The sequence below is a fragment of the Kineosporia corallincola genome (assembly GCF_018499875.1).
GTDB classification, from domain to species: domain Bacteria; phylum Actinomycetota; class Actinomycetes; order Actinomycetales; family Kineosporiaceae; genus Kineosporia; species Kineosporia corallincola.
The window spans coordinates 289,621-313,556 of the sequence record NZ_JAHBAY010000007.1; the positions used below are offsets into that span (position 1 = coordinate 289,621).

At 70.6% G+C, this 23,936-nt stretch carries 24 protein-coding genes; 14 read left to right on the plus strand and 10 right to left on the minus strand.

The genetic code is table 11. From position 1 onward, the window contains the following. Positions 1 to 26: 26 nt before the first annotated feature. Complete coding sequence (gene gcvT, locus KIH74_RS18795) at positions 27 to 1,163, plus strand: glycine cleavage system aminomethyltransferase GcvT (RefSeq protein ID WP_214157274.1); 1,137 nt, start codon at positions 27 to 29, stop codon at positions 1,161 to 1,163. A 9-nt stretch (positions 1,164 to 1,172) separates the two neighbouring features. Here gcvT and KIH74_RS18800 read toward each other — a convergent pair whose 3' ends face one another. From KIH74_RS18800 to KIH74_RS18810, 3 genes are read right to left on the minus strand one after another with little or no spacing between them, the layout of a single operon-like run. Continuing rightward, the gene (locus KIH74_RS18800; RefSeq protein ID WP_214157275.1) at positions 1,173 to 1,973 is read right to left on the minus strand and encodes an adenosylcobinamide-GDP ribazoletransferase; all 801 of its coding nucleotides are present in this window, start codon (positions 1,971 to 1,973) and stop codon (positions 1,173 to 1,175) included. Positions 1,974 to 2,020: 47 nt separating this feature from the next. Next, complete coding sequence (locus tag KIH74_RS18805) at positions 2,021 to 3,103, minus strand: nicotinate-nucleotide--dimethylbenzimidazole phosphoribosyltransferase (protein ID WP_214157276.1); 1,083 nt, start codon at positions 3,101 to 3,103, stop codon at positions 2,021 to 2,023. Between the two features lie 44 nt (positions 3,104 to 3,147). Further along, on the minus strand, positions 3,148 to 4,365 hold the full coding sequence (locus tag KIH74_RS18810) for a bifunctional adenosylcobinamide kinase/adenosylcobinamide-phosphate guanylyltransferase (protein ID WP_214157277.1): 1,218 nt from the start codon (positions 4,363 to 4,365) through the stop codon (positions 3,148 to 3,150). 59 nt (positions 4,366 to 4,424) lie between these two features. Between KIH74_RS18810 and KIH74_RS18815 the strand changes: the two genes are divergently transcribed. After that, positions 4,425 to 4,637 (plus strand): hypothetical protein, encoded by a 213-nt coding sequence (locus KIH74_RS18815; RefSeq protein ID WP_214157431.1) that lies wholly within the window; start codon positions 4,425 to 4,427, stop codon positions 4,635 to 4,637. Here the strand turns inward: KIH74_RS18815 and KIH74_RS18820 are convergent, their stop codons facing one another. Both KIH74_RS18820 and KIH74_RS18825 read right to left on the minus strand, forming a co-directional pair. Then, positions 4,638 to 5,663, minus strand: a complete 1,026-nt coding sequence (locus KIH74_RS18820) for an aldo/keto reductase family protein (RefSeq protein WP_214157278.1) — start codon at positions 5,661 to 5,663, stop codon at positions 4,638 to 4,640. 48 nt (positions 5,664 to 5,711) lie between these two features. Beyond that, positions 5,712 to 6,329, minus strand: a complete 618-nt coding sequence (locus tag KIH74_RS18825; protein WP_214157279.1) for a DUF3043 domain-containing protein — start codon at positions 6,327 to 6,329, stop codon at positions 5,712 to 5,714. A 523-nt stretch (positions 6,330 to 6,852) separates the two neighbouring features. On the opposite strand from KIH74_RS18825, the gene KIH74_RS18830 reads away from it, so the two are divergent. Further along, positions 6,853 to 7,473 carry a TetR/AcrR family transcriptional regulator gene (locus tag KIH74_RS18830; RefSeq protein ID WP_214157280.1) on the plus strand — a complete coding sequence of 207 codons (621 nt, stop codon included), beginning with the start codon at positions 6,853 to 6,855 and terminating at the stop codon, positions 7,471 to 7,473. 71 nt (positions 7,474 to 7,544) lie between these two features. Next, positions 7,545 to 8,927 carry a dipeptidase gene (locus tag KIH74_RS18835; protein WP_214157281.1) on the plus strand — a complete coding sequence of 461 codons (1,383 nt, stop codon included), beginning with the start codon at positions 7,545 to 7,547 and terminating at the stop codon, positions 8,925 to 8,927. Positions 8,928 to 8,982: 55 nt separating this feature from the next. Here KIH74_RS18835 and nadA read toward each other — a convergent pair whose 3' ends face one another. Then, the gene (gene nadA / locus KIH74_RS18840) at positions 8,983 to 10,206 is read right to left on the minus strand and encodes a quinolinate synthase NadA (RefSeq protein WP_214157282.1); all 1,224 of its coding nucleotides are present in this window, start codon (positions 10,204 to 10,206) and stop codon (positions 8,983 to 8,985) included. Between the two features lie 30 nt (positions 10,207 to 10,236). On the opposite strand from nadA, the gene KIH74_RS18845 reads away from it, so the two are divergent. The 4 genes from KIH74_RS18845 to aat all read left to right on the plus strand — a co-directional run bounded on the left by KIH74_RS18845 (position 10,237) and on the right by aat (position 13,856). Then, the gene (locus tag KIH74_RS18845; protein WP_214157283.1) at positions 10,237 to 11,394 is read left to right on the plus strand and encodes a glycerate kinase; all 1,158 of its coding nucleotides are present in this window, start codon (positions 10,237 to 10,239) and stop codon (positions 11,392 to 11,394) included. A 211-nt stretch (positions 11,395 to 11,605) separates the two neighbouring features. After that, entirely contained in the window at positions 11,606 to 11,974 is a 369-nt protein-coding gene (locus KIH74_RS18850) for a HesB/IscA family protein (RefSeq protein WP_214157284.1), read from the plus strand. Positions 11,975 to 12,089: 115 nt separating this feature from the next. After that, a complete protein-coding gene (locus KIH74_RS18855) occupies positions 12,090 to 13,073 on the plus strand; it encodes a carbohydrate kinase family protein (protein WP_214157285.1) in 984 nt (327 codons plus the stop codon). Positions 13,074 to 13,160: 87 nt separating this feature from the next. Then, entirely contained in the window at positions 13,161 to 13,856 is a 696-nt protein-coding gene (aat, locus tag KIH74_RS18860; RefSeq protein WP_246572617.1) for a leucyl/phenylalanyl-tRNA--protein transferase, read from the plus strand. Here the strand turns inward: aat and KIH74_RS18865 are convergent. Further along, complete coding sequence (locus tag KIH74_RS18865) at positions 13,851 to 14,123, minus strand: sulfurtransferase TusA family protein (protein ID WP_214157286.1); 273 nt, start codon at positions 14,121 to 14,123, stop codon at positions 13,851 to 13,853. The two genes, aat and KIH74_RS18865, sit on opposite strands and share 6 nt — an antisense overlap. 10 nt (positions 14,124 to 14,133) lie before the next feature. After that, positions 14,134 to 15,231, minus strand: coding sequence for a cysteine desulfurase family protein (locus tag KIH74_RS18870; RefSeq protein WP_214157287.1), 1,098 nt, complete (start codon positions 15,229 to 15,231; stop codon positions 14,134 to 14,136). A gap of 252 nt (positions 15,232 to 15,483) precedes the next feature. Between KIH74_RS18870 and ctaC the strand changes: the two genes are divergently transcribed. From ctaC to KIH74_RS18890, 4 genes are all read left to right on the plus strand, one after another. Then, a complete protein-coding gene (gene ctaC / locus KIH74_RS18875) occupies positions 15,484 to 16,455 on the plus strand; it encodes an aa3-type cytochrome oxidase subunit II (RefSeq protein WP_443669981.1) in 972 nt (323 codons plus the stop codon). Further along, positions 16,455 to 18,239 (plus strand): aa3-type cytochrome oxidase subunit I, encoded by a 1,785-nt coding sequence (gene ctaD, locus KIH74_RS18880; protein ID WP_214157288.1) that lies wholly within the window; start codon positions 16,455 to 16,457, stop codon positions 18,237 to 18,239. Before ctaC ends, ctaD begins: the two co-directional genes overlap by 1 nt. Then, positions 18,236 to 18,637, plus strand: coding sequence for a cytochrome c oxidase subunit 4 (locus tag KIH74_RS18885; RefSeq protein ID WP_214157289.1), 402 nt, complete (start codon positions 18,236 to 18,238; stop codon positions 18,635 to 18,637). Before ctaD ends, KIH74_RS18885 begins: the two co-directional genes overlap by 4 nt. 331 nt (positions 18,638 to 18,968) lie before the next feature. Continuing rightward, the gene (locus KIH74_RS18890; RefSeq protein WP_214157290.1) at positions 18,969 to 20,174 is read left to right on the plus strand and encodes a L,D-transpeptidase; all 1,206 of its coding nucleotides are present in this window, start codon (positions 18,969 to 18,971) and stop codon (positions 20,172 to 20,174) included. A gap of 148 nt (positions 20,175 to 20,322) precedes the next feature. Here KIH74_RS18890 and trpD read toward each other — a convergent pair whose 3' ends face one another. Together trpD and KIH74_RS18900 are read right to left on the minus strand one after the other, a co-directional pair. Then, on the minus strand, positions 20,323 to 21,354 hold the full coding sequence (trpD, locus tag KIH74_RS18895; protein ID WP_214157291.1) for an anthranilate phosphoribosyltransferase: 1,032 nt from the start codon (positions 21,352 to 21,354) through the stop codon (positions 20,323 to 20,325). Positions 21,355 to 21,361: 7 nt separating this feature from the next. Beyond that, positions 21,362 to 21,856 carry a response regulator transcription factor gene (locus KIH74_RS18900; RefSeq protein WP_246572619.1) on the minus strand — a complete coding sequence of 165 codons (495 nt, stop codon included), beginning with the start codon at positions 21,854 to 21,856 and terminating at the stop codon, positions 21,362 to 21,364. A gap of 542 nt (positions 21,857 to 22,398) precedes the next feature. Here KIH74_RS18900 and ctaE point away from each other — a divergent pair. Together ctaE and qcrC are read left to right on the plus strand one after the other, a co-directional pair. Next, positions 22,399 to 23,076, plus strand: a complete 678-nt coding sequence (gene ctaE, locus KIH74_RS18905) for an aa3-type cytochrome oxidase subunit III (RefSeq protein ID WP_372492087.1) — start codon at positions 22,399 to 22,401, stop codon at positions 23,074 to 23,076. A gap of 69 nt (positions 23,077 to 23,145) precedes the next feature. Then, positions 23,146 to 23,934 carry a cytochrome bc1 complex diheme cytochrome c subunit gene (gene qcrC, locus KIH74_RS18910; protein ID WP_214157293.1) on the plus strand — a complete coding sequence of 263 codons (789 nt, stop codon included), beginning with the start codon at positions 23,146 to 23,148 and terminating at the stop codon, positions 23,932 to 23,934. Positions 23,935 to 23,936: the final 2 nt, after the last annotated feature.

Genomic DNA, 23,936 nt, shown 5'->3' on the forward strand with positions numbered 1-23,936 from the left:
CCCTTCGTCCGGAGGAAGGGGAACCCATGTCCGGGGCACCGGTGGTCGAGGCGGGGAACGAACCGGTTCTGCGGCGCACCCCGTTGTACGAACGGCACCGCGCGCTCGGCGCGAAACTGGCCGATTTCGGCGGCTGGGAGATGCCCATCGAGTACGCGGCCGGCGGCGTGCTGAAGGAGCACGAGGCCGTGCGGGAGCGGGTCGGCGTCTTCGACGTCAGCCACCTGGGCAAGATCGAGATCCGTGGCGCCGGGGCCGTGGACTTCGTCAATCAGTGTCTGACCAACGATCTGAACCGGATCGGACCAGGTCAGGCGCAGTACACCCTGTGCTGTGACCCGGACACCGGCGGTGTGGTCGACGACCTGATCGCGTATGTCAGAGCGGAGGACGACGTCCTGCTCGTGCCGAACGCGGCCAACTGCGCGGAGGTCGCGGCCCGGCTCGCGGCGCACGCGCCCGCCGGTCTCGAGGTCAGCGACCGGCACGACGGGTACGGCGTGATCGCGGTGCAGGGCACCCGTTCGGACGAGACCCTGGCCGCCCTCGGGCTGCCCGCCGGGCACGAGTACATGAGCTTCGTCGACGTGATCTGGCAGGGGCTGCCGCTGATCGTCTGCCGCACCGGCTACACCGGGGAGCGCGGTTACGAACTGCTCCCGGCCTGGGAGGTCACCCCGGCGCTGTGGGACCGGCTGGTCGAGGCCGTGCGGGAGTGGGACGGCCTGCCCTGCGGTCTGGGCGCCCGCGACACCCTGCGCACCGAGATGGGCTACGCCCTGCACGGGCACGAGCTGAGCCCGCAGATCACGCCGGTGCAGGCCCGGCTGGGCTGGGCGGTCGGCTGGAAGAAGCCCCGGTTCTGGGGCCGTGAGGCGCTGCTCGCCGAGAAGGAGGCAGGGCCGCGTCGCGTGGCCCGGGGCCTGGTCGCGCTCGGCCGTGGGGTGCCGCGGGCCGGCATGGACGTGGTCGGCCCCGACGGCGCGGTGGTCGGCCTGACCACCTCGGGCACCTTCTCGCCCACCCTGAAACAGGGCGTCGCGCTGGGACTTCTGGATCCGTCGGTGCCGGAGGGCGCCGAGGTCGGCGTCTCGGTGCGAGGCCGTGAGCTGCCCTGCCGGGTGGTGCGCCCGCCGTTCGTCACGACGACGACCGGCAGCTGAGGGCACCGGTCAGGAGGTCACGACCAGCGCCAGCAGGGCCGCGGCCACACCGATCTCGACACCGGCGCCGATGACGTCGCCGGTGATCCCGCCCAGCCGTCGCACCGCGCGGCGCACCAGCACCTCCGTGGCCACCACGGTCACCAGCACCGCAACCGGCCCCGCCCACCAGGCCAGACCGGCGGCCCGTCCGGTGAGCGTGGCGATCACCAGGCTCCCGATCATGGACGACGTCAGCAGCGGATTCCCGACCGCCCCCGCGACCATCGCCCCCAGCCCTTCCGGTCGTGCCGGGGGAACTCCGGTGCGGCAGATCACCGGGATCGCGAGCCGGGCGGTCACGGCCACGGTGACCACGGCGAGGGCCGCGAGCAGATCGCCCGACCAGCCTCCGGCGTGGTGCGCCCGTGCCGTGACGAGCACCTGGTCCAGCGTCGTGACCTGGAGCATCAGCACGATCACCACCATCACCACGCCAGCCGGCCCGCTGTCGCCGCGACGCATCACGTCGAGGGCCCTGTCGCGGTTGTAGCTGGCGGTGAATCCGTCGGCGGTGTCGGCGAGTCCGTCCAGGTGCAGGGCCCGCGTGCTCAGCGCGAACACCGCCACCACCAGCACGGCCACCACCAGCGGAGCCAGCCCGAGCCGGAGCCCGGCGAACGCCACCAGCCACCCGGCCCCGCCCGGCACCACCCCGGCCAGCGGCGCGAGCGCCATGGCCCGCCCCGGCACCGGCGCCGCCACGGTGGTGGGGGCAGGCACCGGGTAGGCGGTCAGGGTTCCGAAGGCCAGCCGTAGTGCGTCAATCATGGACGACGAGGAGCCCGCACCCCCACCCCCGACTTCCGCCGTCGGCATCAGCGCCGCTCAGGGGTGCCGTCGTCCGCGGCGGCCTGGTCCGCAGCGGCGCTGTCCTCGGAAACCTGGTCCGTGGAGACGGTCTCGAACGCCGAGGTGCCGCTCTCGAAGCCAGGGCCGGCGAGTACCGGGACCGCACCGTCGAGAGCAGCGGCCTCGGCCACGACCGTCCCGCTCTCACGGGGCTCACCGCCCGCGCCGGTGCCCGCATCGGTGTCCTCGGGCTCGTCCTCCTGACGCTCCTGCGCCCGCAGCACCGCGGTCTCCAGCAACTGGAGGGTGAGGCGGGCGCCGGTGCCGTCCCCGTCGTCGAGGCCCAGGTCGGTGACGGCGGTCAGGCGCAGCTCGTCGAGCATGCGACGGGTCAGCACGGCCCGCCCGGAGTCGGCCGCGAGCCACCAGCTGTGGGCCGCGGGGGCCAGGCGGGCGGCGAGCAGGGCGCAGGTGATGGCGACCGGGCCGTCCAGGACCGCCGGGGTGCGGCGCGCGGCGGCCTGGAGCAGCAGACCGGTTCCGGCCAGCAGCTCACGATGATCCAGCAGGTGCATCAGCCGGTACGGGTCCCTGCGGTTGCCGCGCACCACCTTCAGCCCGTCGCGGATGCGCGCCACCCGCTCGATCCAGGCCGGGTCGCCGACCCCCGGCTGCGGCCAGCCCATCGCCTCGACCGCGTCCAGCCCCAGCACCTGGGCCGCGGCGATCTGCCAGGCCGTGTCGTGCGGCGCCACCGGAATGCTGAGCAACAGCAGGTCGGTCCCGTCGTCCACCGCGTCGTCGGCGGTGGCGACTCCCCAGTCCAGCGCGTCCGCGGCGTCTTTCGGAGCGGTGAAGCGGTGCAGCACCACCTGCGAGCGCACCGGCCCGGACGTGCCGGTGCCCGGCAGCCAGAAGTGCTCGACGCGCTGCGGCAGCTGCCGGCCCACCACCGAGGCCCACCACCGGGTCAGCTCATCGAGCCGGTCGCCCCCGGGTGTGGGCACACCACCGCGCGGCCGGGCCCGCATACCTCCCGAGGATCCGTCCGGTGTGGTGACGAGGGCAGCGATCCTGGTGAGTTCTTCCTCCTGCACGGCGCCCATCATGACGGCCCCACCACGCCGCCGCCGAACGGGGCCGTTGCGGCGGCTCAGGCGTCGGTGCGCAGCAGTCGCCCGGCGACCACCACGAATACGTCCTCGCTGGCGTCGGCGAGCCGGGCGTTCAGCCGGCCGAGCTCCTCGCGGAACATCCGCCCGGACGCCGTGGACGGCACGATCGACCAGCCCACCTCGTCGGACACCGCCACCAGCGGCGCCGACCGCTGCCGCCATGCGGCCAGCAGCGCCTCGATCTCGGCGTCGAGCTGTTCCCGCCAGCCCGGCCGCTCGTCCCAGGCCCCACACCGGTCGAGCACCCCGCTGAGCCAGGTGCCCACCGAGTCCAGCAGGATCGCCCGCTCGTCCTGCGCCAGCGGCCCGGCCACCTCGACCGTCTCCAGCGTGCGCCACCAGTCCGGCCGCCGCTGCTGGTGCTTGCGTACCCGCGCGGCCCACTCCTCGTCCTCCGGGTGCTCGGTGGGGGAGTCCTCCACCGAAGCCGAAGCCGAATCATCCTTTTCGGCAACTGGTTTCGGGCCGGTGGCCAGATAGACCACCTCGGGCGCGGCCGAGAGCATCTGCTCGGCGAACGCCGACTTGCCCGACCCCGACCCACCGAGCACCAGCACCCGCCCGCCCGACCCACTCGACCCACCCCGGCCCGGCCGGGCGGCAGACTCGACCGGCGGGAACCCGTGGCCCGGGTCGGCGTCCCGCTCCAGCTCGATACCGCTCCCGGGGCCGGGCAGTTCGGCCCCCCACAACCGCAGGCAGGCCTCCAGCCGGGCCGGATGGGTCTCGTGATGGCTCAGGCCGACCAGCAGACAGCGGGTGCCGGGCCCGATCACCCCCCGCGCTCGCAGCCGGGCCAGGCCACGGGCACAGGCCACGGAGGGCATCTCCCCGCCGGAACCGGCCGCGTCCGGAGCAGGGCCGAGGTAGACGGCCCGCAGTTCGTCGTCCACGATCGGAGGAGCGAGCGAATCCAGCACCGCGCCGGGAATCTCGCCCGCCTGCGGCGCCCACAGCACGAGACCCCGCGCCGTCCGGATCAGCACCACGCCCGCGCCGAGGGGCTCGAAGCCGGCGCTGTGCGCGGCCGGTTCCCGTTCCACGCCCTCCAGCCCGATCGCCCAGCCGTCCGGCGACTCCAGCCGGGCCGGCCCGTGCGTCACCCCGGCCCGGTGTGCCCGGGAGCAGACCGCGCAGGAGCAGCCCGTCACCGGGAAGCCGCCGGCCGGACCGGTCGCCGTGAGATTCAGCCGCATCGATCGTCTCCTGGTGAGGAAGGGTGGCCTGGCGGGCCGGTTCACGTACCGTAGGGCGGGTGAATTCATGGAGCTGGCGGTACGAGGCAGTGGACGGCTCAGCCATGACGGGAGCCGAGTTGCCCCGCACCGGTTTCCCGAATCAGGCCGACGCGGAGAGCTGGGTCGGCGAGAGCTGGCACGACCTGCTGGCCGCCGGGGTCGAGCAGGTCACCCTGCTCAACTCCGGCGAGAAGGTCTACGGCCCGATGAGTCTCAGGCCGCTCGCCTAGCTACACCCGCGGTTCCACCGGCGGGCGGCCCTTGGGCGCCCGCCGGCTGGTCCACGTGGTGTCGGTGTTGACCGCGTCGCCCAGCACCTCGTCGATGCGGGCCAGCACGTCGGCCTCCAGCTTCACGCCCACCGCGGCCACGTTCTCCTTGACCTGCTCGGGCCGCGAGGCACCGATGATCGCCGAGGCCACGTTGGGGTTCTGGAGCACCCAGGCCACGCCGAGCTGCGCCATGGACAGGTCGAGTTCGGCCGCGATCGGGGCCAGACCCTGCACCCGCTGGAGCACCTCGTCCTTCATCCAGCGGGAGATGAACGAGGCGCCACCGTTGGTGTCGGTGGCCCGTGACCCGGCCGGCGCCGGCCGGCCCGGCAGGTACTTGCCGGTGAGGATGCCCTGCGCGAGCGGGGAGAAGACGATCTGCGACAGGCCCAGGTCGCGGCTGGCCGGGACCACCTCGCCCTCGATGACCCGCCAGAGCATCGAGTACTCCGGCTGGTTCGACACCAGGTGGATGCCCAGGTCGTCGGCCAGCACCCGGCCCGCCCGGATCTGGTCGGCGTTCCACTCGCTCACGCCGATGTAGAGCGCCTTGCCCGAGCGGACCACGTCGGCGAACGCCAGCATGGTCTCTTCGAGCGGAGTCTCCACGTCGAACCGGTGGGCCTGGTACACGTCGACGTAGTCGGTCTTCAGGCGCCGCAGGGAGCCGTTGATCGACTCCATGATGTGCTTGCGCGACAGCCCCGCGTCGTTGGCGCCCTTCGGCCCGGTGGCCCAGTAGACCTTGGTGAAGATCTCCAGGCTCTCGCGCCGCTCGGAGGCCAGGGCCTCGCCCAGCACCACCTCGGCGGTGGTGTTGGCGTAGGTGTCGGCGGTGTCGAACGAGGTGATGCCGACGTCGAGCGCCGCCCGCACGCACTGGGTGGCCACGTCGTTCTCCACCTGGGAGCCGTGCGTGATCCAGTTGCCGTACGTCAGCTCGCTGATCTTCAGGCCGCTGCGGCCGAGGTACCGATACTCCATACAGGCGACTCTATTGCGAGCCACCGACAGTCTCCCGCCGGGACGGGATCAGGAGGGGTACTGCCCCCGGTTCACCATCGGCCGGGGCATGCGGCCGCGGCGGAACTGGAGCGCGCGCATCATGCCGTAGGTGCCGGCGCCGGCCGAGCCGGGACGGCCCTCGAACCGGGCGTCGACCAGCTTCTGGAGCCGGCGCCGCAGCAGGTACGAGTCGACCGCGACGACCAGCACGAAGCCGTACAGCAGCACCAGCGAGACCAGGCGCAGCACCGGCACGTTGACCACGCCGAGCACCAGCGAGAACAGCGCGACCGGCAGGAAGTACTCGCCCAGGTTGCGGCGGGCGTCGATGTAGTCGCGCACGTACTTGCGGGCCGGGCCCTTGTCGCGGGCCGGCAGGTACCGGTCGTCGCCGTTGTTCATCGCCTCGCGCGCCCGGATGCGCTCCTCACGGGCCACGGCGGCGCGCGCCTTGCGGGCGGCCTTGCGCTCGGCCCGGGTGGCACCGGCCGGCGCGGCGGGCGCGCCGATCAGCGGACGCCGGTTGCGGGCTTCCGACTCGCGGCGGGTGGGTGTGGGGCGGCCCTTGCCCCCGACCTTGACCGGCTGCTCGGCAGGGGTCTCCTGCGGGGCGGCGGTCGATGAGGCCTTGTCGCGTCCGAACACGTCATCAGGGTAACCGGCCCCGGACACGTGCTGTGTCCACCCACCCGGTCCGGAACCACATCGTGACGAGGCGCGCGGCAGCGCCGATGCGGCGGGAGGAGGTGAAGATCGGCAGCGGGGTGGAACCGGCTGTGCGAAGAAGCGGACAAGGACACCCCCGGCGTGGGAGCGTTGTCCCGCGGTCACCGTGCTTCCGCAGCCCGCCGGGCGGGTCGGCAGCGATGGTTCTCGGTGCACCGTGCGCGGCGGCGGCCGGTCGGCGTACCGGTCAGGCAGTCACGTCAACGGGGTCGGCAACGGAACGGCGCGTGGAGGGACCGCGACGTCACCGTGCCGGTTCGCCGCGGGGATCCACGAGTCACGCACGACACGTCGCTGCACAACGGGGAAGCACGTCTCGCCTGCTCGTCGGGGCATCCATGAGACAGCTCCCGGGCCCGAACGATTCGGTCGCCCGGCTCGTTGGAATTCCATGTGTCGCGCACTGTCCGTATTCGAACAACGACAGCATTGGGGGGTCGAGATGCCGGTCATCCAGCGGCGTGCCCAGGACACCCGCTCAGCGCTGCTGCACGCGGCTCGGCAGGTGTTCGCCGACGTGGGCTACAGCGAGGCGAGCGTCGCCGAGGTGGTGTCGCGGGCCGGGTCCAGCGTGGGCAGCATGTACCACCACTTCGGTGGCAAGGCTGATCTGTACACCGCGCTCTACGACGGGTTCCAGACCAGGCAGGACGCCCGCGCCGACGGCGCGGTGCGAGAGGCGATGGCGGAGGGGGAGTGGGACCCGGTGCGGCTGATGGCCGCGGGTTCCCGGGCGTTCCTCCAAGGGGCCTGGGCCGAGCGGGATCTCGCCCGGTTGTTCCTCACCGGTGACAGCCCGCCCGGGTTCGACCAGACGCTGCGCGACGGTTTCACCGGCTGGGCACAGCGCAGCGGGGCCAGCCTGCGGTCGGCCGAGGACCAGCCGCTGAACCAGGCCCATCTGCTGGTCATCGGCTCGGTCATCGCGGCCGGGGCCCGGGAGGTCACCAACCAGCCGGACTCGCTGGCCGCCGCGGCGTTCACCGAAGACGTCGTCGGCATGCTCGACCGGCTCTGCCGGCCCGGTCACCGCGATCGCGACCTGGCCGAGCAGCCGGGCTGAAGGAGTACGTAAGGGCACGACGCAGCGACGGTGTTTCGCGCCACACCGTCGCTGCTGGATATTTTCGGGGTATGACCCACCAGCCGTTTTCCCCTGACACCGAGTTCGATGTCGAGAACCTTCGCCTGCGCCTCGCCGAGCTGATGCCCGGGGTGCGGGCCGACCTGGAACGGCTCGTCCGCATCCCCAGCGTCTCCGCCTCCGCGTTCGACCGGTCCACCCTCGAAGACAGCGCCGCCCTGGTCGCCGACCTGCTGCGCGGCGCCGGCCTCGACGACGTCGAGATCCTCCGCGTCGAGGGTGGCCGCCCGGCCGTCGTCGGCCGCAGGCCCGCCCCCGAGGGCGCCCCCACCGTGATGCTGTACGCCCACCACGACGTGCAGCCCCCGGGCGCCGAACAGGACTGGGAGAGCGCCCCGTTCGAGCCCACCGAGCGGAACGGGCGGCTGTACGCGCGCGGCGCCGCCGACGACAAGGCCGGGATCATGGCCCACGTCGCCGCCCTGCGGGTGCTGGGTGACGAGCTCGGCGTCGGCCTGGTCGTGTTCTCCGAGGGCGAGGAGGAGATCGGCTCGCCCACCTTCACCGCGTTCCTCGAGGAGTACCGCGAGCGGCTGGCCGCCGACGTGATCGTGGTGGCCGACTCGGCGAACTGGAAGGTCGGCGTGCCCGGCCTGACCACCACGCTGCGCGGTCTCGTCGACGGCACGATCACCGTGCGCACCCTGAGCCACGCGGTGCACTCCGGTATGTACGGCGGCCCGGTGCCGGACGCGATGATGGCCACGATCCGGCTGCTCGACTCGTTCTGGAACGCGGACGGCAGCTTCGCCGTCGAGGGCCTCCTGTCCGGCGAGAGCGAGCCGCTGGAGTACGCGGAGACCGACTTCCGCGCCGACTCCGGCCTGCTGGAGGGCGTCGAGCTGATCGGCACCGGATCGCTCACCTCGCGGATCTGGACCCGCCCGGCGATGAGCGTCATCGGGATCGACGCGCCCACCGTGGCGCAGGCGTCGAACACCCTGATCCCCGAGGTCACGGTGAAGTTCTCGGTACGCATCGCGCCCGGCCAGGACCCGGCGGCGGCGATGGCCGCGATCCGGGCGCACGCCGAGGCGAACGCGCCGTTCGGGGCGCGGGTGACCGTGGCCGAGGGGGAGGCCGGGCACTCGTTCCGGGCCGACGTCGACGGCCCGGTCTACGACGTGGCCCGCTGGGCGATGGAGAAGGCCTGGGGCACGGCGCCGGTCGGGATCGGAATCGGCGGGTCCATCCCGTTCATCGCCGACCTGCTGGAGGTCTACCCGCAGGCCACGGTGCTGCTGACGGGTGTCGAGGACCCGGACTCGCGGGCCCACGGAGCCAACGAGTCGCTGCACCTGGCCGAGTTCGAGAAGTGCTGCCTGGCCGAGGCTCTGATGCTGGCCGCACTGGGGCGTCCGGCCGCACGCTGACCGGTGCTCCTCGTCGTCCTCAAGCAGAACTGGGGACGACGAGGAGCCCGCGGGCTCACAGACCCGGCAGGGCCAGCATCTGATCGAGCCCGACACGCGCCCAGTGGGCCACGTCGGGGTCGACCACGATCCGGTTGACCGGGTGCCCGGCCGCGAGCGACTCCAGCGTCCACACCAGGTGCGGCAGGTCGATCCGGTTCATCGTGGAGCAGAAGCACACGGTGCGGTCGAGGTAGTGGATGTTCAGCTCGGGGTGCAGCCGGGCCAGGCGCCGCACCAGGTTCAGCTCGGTGCCGATCGCCCACGAGCTGCCGGCCGGGGCCGCCTCGATCTGCCGGATGATGTACTCGGTGGACCCGACCTGGTCGGCCAGCGACACCACCTCGTTCTTGCACTCCGGGTGCACCAGCACGTTGACGCCCGGCACCCGCTCGCGCACCGCGGCGACGTTGTCGGCGGAGAACCGGCCGTGCACCGAGCAGTGCCCGCGCCACAGGATCATCCGGGCGTTCTTCAACTGCTCGACGGTCAGCCCGCCCATCGGCTTGCGCGGGTCGTAGACCACGCAGTCGTCGAGGCCGAAGCCCATCTGCCGCACCGCGGTGTTGCGGCCCAGGTGCTGGTCGGGCAGGAACAGGATCTTGCCCCGGCCCTCGGGCCGCTGGCCGAACGCCCAGGTCAGCGCCACCTCGGCGTTGGACGACGTGCACACCGTGCCGCCGTGCCGGCCGGTGAAGGCCTTGATCGCCGCGGACGAGTTCATGTAGGTGACCGGGATGACGTCCTCGGCCACCCCGGCGTCCACCAGATTGTCCCAGCACTCCTCGACCTGCGCGATCGCGGCCATGTCGGCCATCGAGCAGCCGGCGGCCAGGTCGGGCAGCACCACCTGCTGGTGCGAGGCGGTCAGGATGTCGGCGCTCTCGGCCATGAAGTGCACGCCACAGAACACGATGTACTCGGCGTCCGGCCGGTTGGCGGCATCGCGCGCCAGCTTGAACGAGTCACCCGTGACGTCGGCGAAGTCGATCACCTCGTCGCGCTGGTAGTGGTGCCCCAGCACGAAGGCGCTGCTGCCCAGTGCCTGCCGCGCCACGTGCGCGCGTTCCACCAGGTCCGGGTCGGAGGGCCGGGGCAGATCGCCCGGGCACTCGACGCCACGTTCACTGCCCAGGTCTCGTGCCTGACCCAGGAGGAGCAGGGCGGCGGGGGTGGAGGCCGGTTCGGCGAACGTGGGAAGAGCCAACGACTTGACCGGTCCATCGGTCCTCGTAGTCATTCGGTCATCATCCCATGACATGATTTTCGCGTGCGTGTGGTAATCGCCCCAGACAGCTTCTCCGGCACGCTCACCGCCGTGGCCGCGGCGCAAGCCCTCGCCGACGGCTGGAGACGTCACTCGCCCGACGATGACCTGGACCTTTGCCCACTTTCCGACGGTGGCCAGGGCTTCGTCGACGCGCTCTCGGCGGCCCTCGACGGGCGCCTGGTGCCGATCGAGGCCACCGGCCCGGCCGGGGACCCGGCGCTCGCCGTGGTTTTCATCACGTCGACGCAAAGTGCCGCATATGTGGAGTCTTCGCAGGTCTGCGGGCCGGATCTGGTGCCCGCGGACCGCCGTGACCCGCTGTGCGCCAGCAGCTTCGGGCTCGGCACCCTGATCGGCGCGGCGGTGGCCGACGGTGCCCGCCGGGTGGTCGTCGGCGTCGGGGGAGTGGTCACCAACGACGGCGGTGCGGGCCTGCTGGCCGGCCTGGCCACCGCGCTGGAGGTGCCCGGCGCGACCGGGCTGACCACCCGTCTGGCCCACGGTGGCGCCGCCCTGCGCGGTCTGGTGGCCGAGGACCTGGCCGCCCTGAACCCACTGCGCGAGCGGATGGCCGGGGTCGAGCTGGTCGCCGCCACCGACTCCGACGTGGTGCTGCTGGGTTTCAAGGGCGTCAGCGCGCTGCACGCCGCGGCCAAGGGCGCCACCCCCGAGCAGGCCCAGGAACTCGACCTGGCGCTGGCCGACTTCGCCCGGGCCGCGGTGGACGCCACCGGGCAGCCGCAGCGGCTGGTCGCCGAGGCCGGGTCCGGTGCCGGCGGCGGGCTGGGCTTCGCGCTGCTCCTGCTCGGTGCCACCCGGGAGATCGGCGCCGCCCTGGTCGCCGGGCAGGTCGGTCTGGCCGGGCGGCTGGCCGGGGCCGGGCTGGCGGTGACCGGTGAGGGCGATCTGGACTGGCAGTCGCTGCACGGCTCGGTGCTCACCGCGGTCACCCGGGCGGCCCAGGAGGCGGCGGTGCCGACGGTCGTGGTGGCCGGGCAGGTGCAGGTCGGGCGACGCGAGCTGCTCTCGGTCGGCGTCGAGTCGGCCTACCCGGTCGCCCGTAATCCGGCCGAGGTGGCGGCGTCACTGGCCGATCCGGCGGCCGCGCTGGCCGCCCGCGCCGAGCGGGTGGCCCGCACCTGGTCACCCCGCAGGTGACGTACGCTGGAGCGGCACGGGCACGGTGGCACCGACGAGACATCGCCACCGTTCAGTCAGACGGTCGGAACGAGTTGATCGGGCGATCCGGGAATTACCCGGGAAAAATCGCTGCTGACCGGTGTGCAGACGTGGCGTCACACCCGTCCCGGGGTGACGCACCCGAGTGAACTGGCCGACCTGACCGTTCGGACGAGCAGGAGATCTACCCATGACCGTCAACGAGACCGAGCAGACCGCCGCGGAGACCAAGACCCACGGCGTGCTGCTCACCGATGTCGCCGCCGGCAAGGTGAAGAGCCTGCTGGAGCAGGAGGGCCGCGACGACCTGCGCCTGCGCATCGCCGTCCAGCCGGGTGGCTGCTCCGGTCTGGTCTACCAGCTCTACTTCGACGAGCGTTCGCTCGACGGTGACCTGGTGCGCGACTTCGACGGTGTCGGGGTCGTCGTCGACCGGATGAGTGCCCCCTACCTCGAGGGTGCCTCCATCGACTTCGCCGACACGATCGAGAAGCAGGGTTTCACCATCGACAACCCGAACGCCCAGGGCAGCTGCGCCTGCGGCGACAGCTTCCACTGATCGGTGCCTGATCGGGCCGCGTCTCCTCCGGGGGCGCGGCCCGTTCTGCTTTTGCCGCACTCCGGGCCCAACGGGTCGGTTACCCCGGGCATCCACACGGGTAAGGTTCACAGTCGTGCGTATCGCGGTTACCGGGTCCATTGCGACCGACCACCTGATGACCTTCGACGGCCGGTTCGCCGACAGCCTGCTCAAGGAGCAGCTGGAGAAGGTGTCCCTCTCCTTCCTCGTCGGTGATCTCCAGATCCGGCGGGGCGGCGTGGGCTGCAACATCGCCTTCGGGCTCGGCAACCTCGGCCTGAACCCGCTCCTGGTCGGCTCGGCCGGCGAGGACTTCGCCGATTACCGGTCCTGGCTGGAGCGGCACAACGTGGACTGCTCGGGGGTGCGGATCTCACAGACCCAGCACACCGCGCGCTTCGTCTGCACCACCGACTCCGAGCAGGCCCAGATCGCCTCCTTCTACCCGGGGGCGATGTCCGAGGCCAACCAGATCGAGCTCGGCCCGCTCGGCGCCGACAGCCCGCTCGACCTGGTCGTGATCAGCCCGAACGACCCCGAGGCGATGCTCCGCCACACCGAGGAGTGCCGCAGCCGGGGCATCCCGTTCGCGGCCGACCCGTCGCAGCAGCTGGCCTGGGCCGACGGCCCGCTCATCCGCCAGTACGTCGACGGCGCCACCTACCTCTTCAGCAACGACTACGAGGCCGGGCTGATCGAGCAGAAGACCGGCTGGAGCGCCGACGAGATCCTGGCCCGGGTCGGGCAGCGGATCACCACGCACGGCGAGAAGGGCGTGTTCATCGAGGCGCGCGACGCCGAGACGATCCACGTGCCGATCGTGCCGGCCGACCGACTGGCCGACCCGACCGGGATCGGCGACGCCTTCCGCTCCGGCTTCCTGGCCGGCGTGGCCTGGCAGCTCAGCACCGAGCGCAGCGCCCAGATCGGCGCCACCCTGGCCACTCTCGTGCTCGAGACGGTCGGCCCGCAGGAGTACAACCTGTCCCGGGCCACCTTCGTCGAGCGCTTCACGGCTGTCTACGGCACGGACGCGGCGGCGGAACTGGAGCCGCATCTCGTCACCCTCCGGCCGTAACCGGCGCGGACCGGCAAGTCGCACGGCGAGGAGCATCGACTGAACAGGCAGCGACGTGACGAACCGTTCTTCGGGAGCCCGGGGCAGATGACCGCCCAGCCGGTGGAACCGGTGGCCAGCAGATACGCCTTCGACCTGTCGGTGGCGGTGCCGGGTGAGGACCTGATCGGCGTCGGCGCCGACCTGGAACCCGGCACGCTGCTGGCCGGGTACCGCTCGGCGGTGTTCCCGATGGGCCTGGGCCGGCACGGCCGCGGCCCGCTCGGCTGGTGGTCGCCCGACCCGCGCGGCGTGATGCCGCTGGGCGGGCTCAAGGTCAGCCGCTCGCTGCGCAAGTCGATGAACACCTTCGAGATCCGGGTGGACTCGGCCTTCGAGGAGGTGGTGGCCGGCTGCGCCGACGTGCACCGGCCCGGCCGCTGGATCACGCCGCGGATCGCCGAGGCCTACCGCCGGCTGCACGATCTGGGCTGGGCGCACTCGGTGGAGTGCTGGCGCGACGGCCGGCTGGCGGGCGGTCTGTACGGCGTGGCGATCGGCGGCCTGTTCGCCGGTGAGTCGATGTTCCACCGGGAGACCGACGCCTCGAAGGCCGCTCTGGTGGCCCTGGTCCGCATGCTGCTGGCCGACGACGGCGACGAGCGGCGGCTGCTCGACGTGCAGTGGCGCACCGACCACCTGGGCAGCCTCGGCGTGGTCGAGATCAGCCGCGACGAGTACCGCTCCCGGCTGGTGCAGGCGCTGGAACTGCCTCGCCCCGCGGCCTTCTCGACCTCGTCATGACCCGCTGAGCACCCGCACCCGGCTGCGCAGGAACTGACCGGTCGCGTCCGCCGTCCAGTCCTGCCCCAGCAGCTGAGCCCCGCGCATCCGGCACCAGGCCGCGATGTCCGGTTCCGCGGCCGGGTCGGTGCTGAGCACCGTCACCACGGTGCCGGGCGGCACCAGGCGCGCGGCCGCGGCCAGCCGGATGATCGGCAGCGGGCAGCGCAGTTCCCGGGCGTCCACGTCGACGCCGTGCGGGTCGGCCGGCTCCTCGTCGTCCGTCATGAACTGATCCTCACAGATCGTCGGCACCCAGCATCGACCGCACCCGGGCGACCGCGCCCGGCAGCGCCGCGCAGAACCGTTCCACCGCGCCGGGTTCCACGTCGGTGGGCAGGCCGATCCGGATGTTGCCGTGGGTCAGCACCCGCATCGCCGCCAGCACGTGACTGGGCTCCAGGGTGGAGGCGGTGCAGGCCGATCCGGACCCGACGGCGAACCCCTGCCGGTCCAGGTCGTCCACCAGCGCCTCGCCGTCCACGTAGAGGCACGAGAAAGTGACCAGGTGGGGCAGCCTTTCGTCGGGGTCGCCCACCACCTCGGTGTCCTTCACGGACGACGCCACAGAACGGATCCGCGCCGTCAGGTCACGCCGCAGCCGGTCCGAGGCCTCACGCTGCGAGCTCAGCGTACGCAGCGAGACCGCCGCGGCCAGCGCCGCGGGTACCGACACCGAGCCCGGCACCCGTTCCGTGCCCTCGTCGCCGGGATAGGGGGAGACCCAGCGGGTGTTCGCCCGGATCCCGAGCAGCCCCAGCCCACCCGGCGACCCCCACGACCGGGGATCGGCCGTCAGCAGGTCCCAGCTCTGCGCCGGGGCCGTCTGCCCGGCGCTCGCGGCCTCGTCGACGAGCAGGGGCACGGACGCCGCGCGGGCGGCCTCGTGCACCTGCGCGACCGGCTGCACGGTGCCCACCTCGCCGTTGGCACTCTGGAGGCAGGCAAGCGCGACACCTGTCTCGGAAAGGGTTTTCGTGAAGGATGAAGCATCGACACGCCCGAGCGTGTCGACCGCGATGAGGGATGGCTCACCCACGAATTCGCCGGCGTGCAGCACGGCGGAGTGCTCGACGGCGGAGGCCACCACGCGCCGGCCGACCCGGTGCCGGGCCCGCAGTGTGCCCAGCACCGCGGCGTGCACGGCCTCGGTGTGGGAGCCGGTGAACACCAGTTCCTCGGTGCGGGCGCCCAGGTCGGCGGCGATCGACTCGCGGGCCCCCTCCAGCAGCAGCCGGGCGGCACGTCCTTCCTGGTGCAGGCGTCGCGGGTCGGCCCAGCCGTCGTCCAGCGCGGCCTGCCAGGCGGCCCGCGCGGCGGGGTGCAACGGGGCCACCGTGGAGGCGTCGAGGTAGGCCCGTCGCGCGGGTCCTCCGGACGGGTGAGACTCTGGGCCCGAAAACGCAGGTGACGAAGGGGGAGAAGAGCGGGGGCCAGAAGTCATCCCCGCAGTGTCTCTCGTCTCTGGCGCGCCACGCCGATAAAGACCTGACCCATCGCGGGCGCTGTCGGGGCTACCCGCTACCCTGCTCACGAACGAGAAATCGGGAGCATGAAACATTCAGCAAAAGCACTCGGTGCCGAGGCGATGACCCCGCACCGGGACGAGACCGTGGGAAGGCCGCCGTTGCGTTCGCACGAGGGGTTCGGCAAGGCGCGTCGGCGCGCCCGTGCAGTAGCCGTGGGTTTGGCCGGCACTGCTCTACTGACTTTGTCCGGCTGCACCGATGCGGTGCAGCGCGGGTGGTTGCCCAGCACAGAGGGCACCACGAACCAGACCGAGCGCATCATGGATCTCTGGCGGGGATCCTGGATCGCCGCGCTGATCGTGGGTGTTCTGGTCTGGGGTCTCACCATCTGGTGCATGATCGCGTACCGGCGCCGTAAGGGCGAGACCGGTGTGCCTGCCCAGATCCGGTACCACCTGCCGCTCGAGATCATGTACACGGTCATCCCCGTGATGATGGTGGGCGTGCTGTTCGGGTACACGGCGCGGGACCAGTCGCAGATCCTGGACACGAAGACCACTCCCGACGTCACCATCGGCGTCGTCGGCAAGCAGTGGTCCTGGGACTTCAACTACAAAGACAGCAACGTCTACGAGACGGGCGTGATGGCCCAGCTCGACGGCGAGGAAGGCGCTGAGGCCACGCTGCCCACGCTGTACCTGCCCGTCGGCCAGCGGGTCCAGTTCGACCTGACCGCCCGCGACGTCATCCACTCGTTCTGGGTGCCGGCGTTCCTGATGAAGATGGACACGGTGCCCGGCATCGAGAACAACTTCCAGGTCATCCCGCAGCGTGAGGGCACGTACAAGGGCAAGTGCGCCGAGCTGTGCGGTGAGTACCACTCCGAGATGCTGTTCAACGTCAAGGTCGTGAGCCAGGCCGAGTACGACCAGCACATGGCCGATCTCGAGGCGAAGGGCAACACCGGCCAGCTCGGTGACGACCTGAACCGCAGCGAGCGCGCCCCGGAGAACTCGAAGGCCGAGGAGGCGGGCAACAGCAACTCGGCGCTCGGCTCCTCGACCGATTCGACTACGGCAGAGGTCAAGTGATGACAGCCATCCTCAACCCAGCGGATGCCGGCCTCGTCGCCCGTCCCGTGCCGGCCAAGAAGGGCCGCACCGTGGTCAAGTGGCTGACCAGCACCGACCACAAGGTGATCGGGAACCTCTACCTGATCTCATCTTTCATGTTCTTCCTGCTCGGCGGCCTGATGGCCATCCTGATCCGGCTGGAGCTGTTCAGCCCCGGTCTCCAGGTGGTCAGCAGCAAGGAGCAGTACAACCAGCTGTTCACCATGCACGGCACGATCATGCTGCTGATGTTCGCGACGCCGCTGTTCGCGGGCTTCGCCAACGCGATCATGCCGCTCCAGATCGGTGCGCCCGACGTCGCCTTCCCGCGGCTGAACATGCTGTCGTACTGGCTGTACCTGTTCGGCAGCCTGATCGCGGTCTCCGGCTTCCTCACCCCGCAGGGTGCGGCGTCGTTCGGCTGGTTCGCCTACGCGCCGCTGTCCAACTCGGTGTACTCGCCGGGCGTCGGCGGTGACCTGTGGGTGTTCGGCCTGGCGATGAGCGGTTTCGGCACCATCCTCGGTGCCGTCAACTTCATCACCACGATCATCTGCATGCGCGCGCCGGGTATGACCATGTTCCGCATGGGCCTGTTCACCTGGAACGTGCTGATCACCAGCATCCTGGTGATCATGGCCTTCCCGCCGCTGGCCGCCGCGCTGTTCGCGCTGGGCGCCGACCGCCGGTTCGGGGCGCAGGTGTTCGAGCCGGAGAACGGCGGGGCAATGCTCTGGCAGCATCTGTTCTGGTTCTTCGGTCACCCCGAGGTGTACATCATCGCGCTGCCGTTCTTCGGCATCGTCAGCGAGATCCTGCCGGTGTTCAGCCGCAAGCCGATCTTCGGTTACAAGGGCCTGATCTTCGCCACCATCACGATCGCCGCGCTGTCGGTGTCGGTGTGGGCGCACCACATGTACGTGACCGGCCAGGTCGCGCTGCCGTTCTTCTCCTTCATGACGATGCTCATCGCGGTTCCGACCGGGGTGAAGTTCTTCAACTGGATCGGCACCATGTGGGGCGGCTCGATCACCTTCGAGGCCCCGATGGTCTGGTCGATCGGCTTCCTGGTCACCTTCCTGTTCGGTGGCCTGACCGGCGTCATCCTGTCTGCCCCGCCGCTCGACTTCCAGCTGTCCGACAGCTATTTCGTGGTGGCGCACTTCCACTACGTGGTGTTCGGCACCGTGGTGTTCGCCATGTACGCCGGTTTCTACTACTGGTGGCCCAAGTTCACCGGGCGCATGCTCGACGACCGGCTCGGGCAGGTGCACTTCTGGCTGACCTTCATCGGGTTCCACACCACGTTCCTGATCCAGCACTGGCTGGGTGTCGAGGGCATGCCCCGGCGTTACGCCGACTACCTGCCCGAAGACGGATTCGACCTGTACAACCAGATCTCCACGATCGGGTCGATCATCCTCGCGGCCTCGGTGCTCCCGTTCGCCTGGAACATCTACAAGACCTGGAAGAGCGCTCCGCTGATCACGGTGGACGACCCCTGGGGCTTCTCGAACACGCTGGAGTGGGCCACCTCGTGCCCGCCGCCGCGGCACAACTTCAACTCGCTGCCGCGGATCCGGTCCGAGCGCCCGGCGTTCGACCTGCACCACCCGGAGATCGCCGCCACCGACCACCCCACGCCGAACAAGGGTCTGCTCAACCAGATCTACGGCGAGGGCGACGTGCAGGAGCGGGGTCCCGGTCTGAACGGCCCGGACGAGCCCGGCAACAACGCCGGTAACCAGGGGGTGCAGAAGTGAAGATCGAAAGCTGGCTCTTCCTCGGCGGAACGCCCATCTTCATCCTCTTCGGTGTCGTCTACGGCTCGGTCACCAGCTGGACCGAACCCGTCGGCGCCGCGGCCCTGCTGATGACGGGCGGCCTGTCCGTCCTGGTCGGCGCGTACCTGGCCTACACGGCCCGGCACATCGACCCGCGTCCGGAAGACAACCCGTACGGCGAGATCGCCGAGGGCGCCGGCGAGCTCGGCGAGTTCGCCCCGCACTCCTGGTGGCCGCTGGTCGCCAGCGCCGCCGCCGCGGTGCTGGTGGTCGGCACGGTGATCGGCTGGTGGCTGATGGCCATCGGTGTGCTCATCGCCGCCATCGGTATCTGGGGCTGGGTGTTCGAGTTCTACCGGGGCGAGCACGCCCACTGATCCCGCACCACATCGACGGCGCCCACGGTCTGCCAAGGCCGCGGGCGCCGTTCGTTTTGCCTTGGGGCCTTGGGGCCTTGGGGCCGTCCGCCCGACCGCCCGCAGATCGCAGGAGAATCGCCGCCGGACGGTCACCGCAACGTGATGGATATCGGGCGAAACGTAGCTATTTCCTAGGAATGCTTGACGATTCCCTAATGGTTCAGGTGGTTCTCATGAGGTGCCGATAGACTTCCTTTAGCGGAGCATTGCAACCGATGCACGGTTAGGCGCGTCTTAGGAGCGTCGCGTGTGTCGTCGGATCCTTCTGAGTCAGGTGGGTAGCAGAGTGATGAGTCGTGTCGCCGGTCGGGGCCGGACCCGAAGGCTGGGGGTGCTCGCGGCCGCCCTGGCTGCGGTGATCGCCCTGGCCGGGTGCCAGTCCGATGACTCCACCGCGTCCGGTTCGGGTGATACGGGCTCGTCGGCCGAGACCACGGCCGCGCCCGCCGCGGAGGTCACGATCACCCCTGGTGACGGGACCAAGAAGGTCAAGGTCGCCAAGAAGGTCAAGGTGTCGGTCGCGGCCGGCACGATCTCCGAGGTGAACGTGGCCAGCGCCACCGGCACCAAGCTCAAGGGAACGCTAAGCGAAGATAAGACGGAGTGGACCAGCAAGACCGCTCTGAAGGCCGCGATGGGCTACACGGTCGCGGTCAAGGCCGCCAACGCCGACGGGGTGGCCACCGAGGCCACGTCGTCGTTCTCCACCCTCACCCCCGACGGTCAGGTCACCGCCTACGTGGTGCCCGGCGACGGCTGGACCGTGGGTGTGGGCATGCCGGTCGTGGTCGAGATGTCCGACGCGGTGGCCAAGGACAAGCGCAACGGCGTGGTGGACGCCCTGAAGGTCGACACCGGCGACGCCGAGGTCGAGGGCGCCTGGCAGTGGATGAGCAGCACCCAGGTGTGGTGGCGCCCGAAGGACTACTGGGAGCCCGGCACCAAGGTGGAGGTCACGGCCGACCTGACCGGCGTCGAGGTCGACGACAACGTGTGGGGCAAGAAGCAGAAGTCGCAGTCCGACTTCACCATCGGCGACGAGATGATCAGCACCGTGGACGTGGCCGGCCACAAGATGACCGTGAAGAAGAACGGCAAGGTCATCCGCACCATCCCGGTCACCACGGGCAAGGCCTCGATGGCCACCCGCAACGGGATCAAGGTGATCATGAGCCGGGAGACGTCGCACAAGATGAACTCCGAGACCATCGGCATCGACAAGGACGACCCGGACTACTACAACCTCACGGTGAAGTACGCGATGCGCCTGACCTACAGCGGTGAGTTCATCCACGCCGCGCCCTGGTCGGCCAGCTCGCAGGGCAGCGCCAACGTCAGCCACGGCTGCACCGGCATGACCACCGCGGAAGCGAAGTGGCTGTTCAACAACTCCAAGGTGGGCGACGTGGTCGTCTACAAGAACAGCAACCGCAAGCTGGAGTGGGGCAACGGCTACACCGTCTGGAACGAGTCGTACTCGGACTGGAAGGCCTGACGCACCGGCCCCGAACCACCGGGGACCCCCGGCCCACGACGCGTGGGCCGGGGGTTTCGTCGTCCATGAACCGGGTGGCGGCGAACCGGAGCGGCAAAGCAGGGAAGCCCGGTCCGAACGGACCGGGCTCCCCTGCTTTTCGGTGCGCTCAGGCGTTGGTGGCCGCCACCCAGCGGTCGAGGACCCCGGCCGCGGCACCGCTGTCGATGGACTCGGCGGCCCGCTGCACCCCGTCGGCGATCCGCTTCACCAGGTCGCCCTCCGCGCTCCCGGAGGCGGCCAGCGCGGCGCCGGCGTTCAGCAGCACGGCGTCACGCACCGGGCCGGTCTCGCCGGCCAGCAGGGACCGCACCACGCCCGCGTTGTGCTGCGGGTCGCCGCCGCGCAGGTCGTCGAGCGTGGCCCGGGGGAGGCCGAGATCGGCCGGGTCGAACACGCTCTCGGTGACGGCACCGCCGCGCACCTCCCAGACCCGGGAGGGGCCGGTGGTGGACAGCTCGTCGAGGCCGTCGTCGCCCCGGAACACCAGCGCGGTGTCGCCCCGCTCGGCCAGCACGCCGGCCATGATCGGGGCCATCCGCAGGTTGGCGCAGCCGATCGCCGAGACGCCGGGCTGCGCCGGGTTGGTGAGCGGGCCCAGGAAGTTGAACGCCGTGGGCACTTTCAGCTCGGCCCGGGTCGGCCCGGCGAACCGCATGGCGGGGTGGAACTTCATCGCGAACAGGAAGGTGATGCCGACCTCGCCCGCCACCTCGGCCACCCGGCCGGTGGGCAGGTCGAGACGCAGCCCGAGCTTCTCCAGCACGTCGGCCGCGCCGGACGACGACGAGGCCGCCCGGTTGCCGTGCTTGATCACCCGCGCCCCCGCCCCGGCCGCGACCAGCGCGGACATGGTGGAGATGTTGACGGTCTTGTGCATGTCGCCGCCGGTGCCGACGATGTCCACCGCCGGGCCCGGGATCTCGATCCGCACGGCGTGCCGCAGCATGACCGCGACCAGACCGGCCAGCTCCTGCACCGTCTCGCCCTTGGCCCGCAGCGCGACCAGGAAGGCGGCCAGCTGCACCGGGTTCGAGCGGTCGGTCATGACCTGCTCCATCGCCCACTCGGCCTCGGCCCGGGACAGGTCCTGCCCGGCGATCAGGGTGGAGATGAGCTGCGGCCAGGAGATGGTCGGCATCGGGATATCAGCCTCTACGACGACGGGCCAGGACGGTGATCGCCTCGGCCAGGGCACGGGGGTCGAGCGGGTGCGGCACGGCGGCGTCGGCGCGCGACCAGGTGGCCAGCCAGGCGTCCTGGGGGCGGCCGGTGAGTACGAGTACCGGCGGGCACTCGAAGATCTCGTCCTTGAGCTGGCGGCAGATTCCCATACCGCCGGCCGGGACCGCCTCGCCGTCGAGGATCAGCACGTCGAAACCACCGGCGTCGACGGCCGAGATCACCGCGGGCGGCGTGGCGCACTCGGTCCACACGACCGCCGGGAGGTCTGCCGCCAGCCGCTTGCCGATCGCCATGCGCACCTTGGTGCGGGTGTCGGAGTCGTCGCTGTAGATCAGTAGCGAGATCGGTTTCGGGCCGGAGACCGGTTCACCGCCGGACAGCCGCGGGTCTTCGTGACCCTGGTCGAGCGGGTGCCCGGCCGGGGCCAGGTCGCCGGGATGGGCCGAGGTCGTCGTCATCGATCGTCTCCTGATGGAGTGATTCCGTGTGTGCTCAGGTGCCCCGCCCGGCTGCCGGCGGGTGTCCGCTTTCCGTCGCCGATCGTATCGAAGGAGGAGATCGGCGTGCTGCCCGGGCCCACATCCGGGACATTGGTCCCGGCGCCCGCCATTGGTCCTGGACGCGGTCGGGCGCCGCACGGTGACTGAACGCGACCGGCACTGTCCCGGCGGCCCGTCCGCGGGGTGCGACACGCCGGAGCCGTGAAGTTTCGTGACCGCCGTGCCGAATACCCCCGGCGTGTCGCAGGTATTCGCGATCCTGACCGCAACCAGGGCAACAGAAAGGAGTCAAGTGCGCCGATGAAGGCTGACGTGACGCCCATACCCGAGCAGGCCCGCGCGCAAGACGACACGTGTCAGCGGGGCTTCACCAAATTAGGCAACGCCGGACTTGCGAAACAGCGTTCGACCTGCGGGAAGCCAAATCAGGCAACAGTTACGACACGGTGTGAGCCACGCAAGGGCCCCCCGCCCTCCATCCGGATCGACGTGAGGCCATAATGACGCCCGTGGCATCCGTAGCGGCAGTAGACGGCCCGGCTGGGCCGAACGTTCATGCGACTCTCAACCGACCCAACATGGTTCAGGTCGGCACGATCGTTTGGCTCTCCAGTGAGCTGATGTTCTTCGCGGGTCTGTTCGCGATGTACTTCACGATCCGCGCCGTCCAGCCCGACCTGTGGGCTGTAGAGCCGCTCAAGCTTGATATCCCCTTCTCCACGGCCAACACGATCAACCTGGTGCTCAGCTCGGTCTGGTGCCAGATGGGTGTGTTCGCCGCGGAGCGCTTCCAGCCCAGCGCCCTGGGCACCTGGTGGGCGCCGTGGACGCGGGAGCACGGATTCCGTAACTGGGGTATGCGGGAGTGGTACCTGCTGACCTACGTCGCCGGTGCGATCTTCATCTGCGGCCAGGTCTTCGAGTACGCCAACCTGGTCTCCGAGGGCCTGACCCTCGGCAGCTCCGGCTACGGCTCGGTGTTCTACCTGACCACCGGCTTCCACGGCATCCACGTCACCGGTGGGCTCATCGCCTTCCTGTTGATCATCGGCCGCAGTTTCGCGGCCAAGCGATTCGGCCATGCCGAGGCCACCAGCGCCATCGTCACGTCGTACTACTGGCACTTCGTCGACGTGGTCTGGATCGGCCTCTTCTTCGTCATCTACGTCATCAAGTGACGCACCGATGACTGAGAAAGCGCTGGACGTTTCGTCCGCACCTACTTCGGAACGTAGGAGTTCTACATCGTGAGCGCACTCGCTGCCCGGCGGCGGCACCCGTTGGCCACAGCACTTCTCGTGCTGCTGGGCCTGCTCGTGACGGGCGTGGCCTACGCCGCCGTGATGCCCAGTACGGCGGATGCCTCGACCGAATCAGCCTCTGCCGATGACATCGCGCAGGGGCAGAAGCTGTTCCTGGCCAACTGTTCCACCTGCCACGGCGTCGACGCGGAGGGCCGTAACGAGGCCCCGTCGCTGATCGGTGTCGGCGCGGCCGCCGTCGACTTCCAGGTCGGCACCGGCCGGATGCCGCTGGCCGCCAGCGGCCCGCAGGCCCCCGAGGCGCCGACTCGTCTGTCCGACGAGCAGACCGCGCAGCTCGCCGCCTATGTCGCGAGTCTCGGGGCCGGACCGTCGATCCCGTCCGAGGAGGAGATCGACCCCGACGGGGGCGACGCTTCCAAGGGCGCCATGATCTTCCGCACCAACTGCGCCATGTGCCACAACTCGGCCGGTGCCGGTGGTGCGCTGACCCGGGGCAAGTACGCCCCGAACCTGAGCGACACCAGCTACAAGCACATCTACGAGGCCATGCTCACCGGCCCGCAGTCGATGCCGGTCTTCGCCGACACGACGATCACGCCGGAGCAGAAGCAGGACGTCATCGCGTACCTGGCGACGATCCGTGAGACCCCGAACCCCGGAGGCCTGGCGCTGGGCCGGCTCGGACCGGTGAGTGAGGGTCTCGTCGCCTGGGTGCTCGGGCTGTCCGTGCTGATCGGTTTCGCGGTCTGGCTGGGGGCGAAGTCCTCGTGAGC

Bases quoted from the DNA above. Each gene is read 5' to 3' on its own strand.
- aat (WP_246572617.1), top strand. From the start codon at position 13,161: ATGACCGCCCAGCCGGTGGAACCGGTGGCCAGCAGATACGCCTTCGAC.
- trpD (WP_214157291.1), bottom strand. From the start codon at position 21,354: ATGCCGACCATCTCCTGGCCGCAGCTCATCTCCACCCTGATCGCCGGG.
- KIH74_RS18805 (WP_214157276.1), bottom strand. From the start codon at position 3,103: ATGATGGGCGCCGTGCAGGAGGAAGAACTCACCAGGATCGCTGCCCTC.
- KIH74_RS18830 (WP_214157280.1), top strand. From the start codon at position 6,853: ATGCCGGTCATCCAGCGGCGTGCCCAGGACACCCGCTCAGCGCTGCTG.
- ctaE (WP_372492087.1), top strand. From the start codon at position 22,399: ATGACGCCCGTGGCATCCGTAGCGGCAGTAGACGGCCCGGCTGGGCCG.
- nadA (WP_214157282.1), bottom strand. From the start codon at position 10,206: ATGACTACGAGGACCGATGGACCGGTCAAGTCGTTGGCTCTTCCCACG.
- KIH74_RS18865 (WP_214157286.1), bottom strand. From the start codon at position 14,123: ATGACGGACGACGAGGAGCCGGCCGACCCGCACGGCGTCGACGTGGAC.
- KIH74_RS18820 (WP_214157278.1), bottom strand. From the start codon at position 5,663: ATGGAGTATCGGTACCTCGGCCGCAGCGGCCTGAAGATCAGCGAGCTG.
- KIH74_RS18810 (WP_214157277.1), bottom strand. From the start codon at position 4,365: ATGCGGCTGAATCTCACGGCGACCGGTCCGGCCGGCGGCTTCCCGGTG.
- KIH74_RS18800 (WP_214157275.1), bottom strand. From the start codon at position 1,973: ATGATTGACGCACTACGGCTGGCCTTCGGAACCCTGACCGCCTACCCG.
- ctaD (WP_214157288.1), top strand. From the start codon at position 16,455: ATGACAGCCATCCTCAACCCAGCGGATGCCGGCCTCGTCGCCCGTCCC.
- KIH74_RS18900 (WP_246572619.1), bottom strand. From the start codon at position 21,856: ATGACGACGACCTCGGCCCATCCCGGCGACCTGGCCCCGGCCGGGCAC.
- KIH74_RS18835 (WP_214157281.1), top strand. From the start codon at position 7,545: ATGACCCACCAGCCGTTTTCCCCTGACACCGAGTTCGATGTCGAGAAC.
- KIH74_RS18850 (WP_214157284.1), top strand. From the start codon at position 11,606: ATGACCGTCAACGAGACCGAGCAGACCGCCGCGGAGACCAAGACCCAC.
- ctaC (WP_443669981.1), top strand. From the start codon at position 15,484: ATGACCCCGCACCGGGACGAGACCGTGGGAAGGCCGCCGTTGCGTTCG.
- KIH74_RS18890 (WP_214157290.1), top strand. From the start codon at position 18,969: ATGAGTCGTGTCGCCGGTCGGGGCCGGACCCGAAGGCTGGGGGTGCTC.
- gcvT (WP_214157274.1), top strand. From the start codon at position 27: ATGTCCGGGGCACCGGTGGTCGAGGCGGGGAACGAACCGGTTCTGCGG.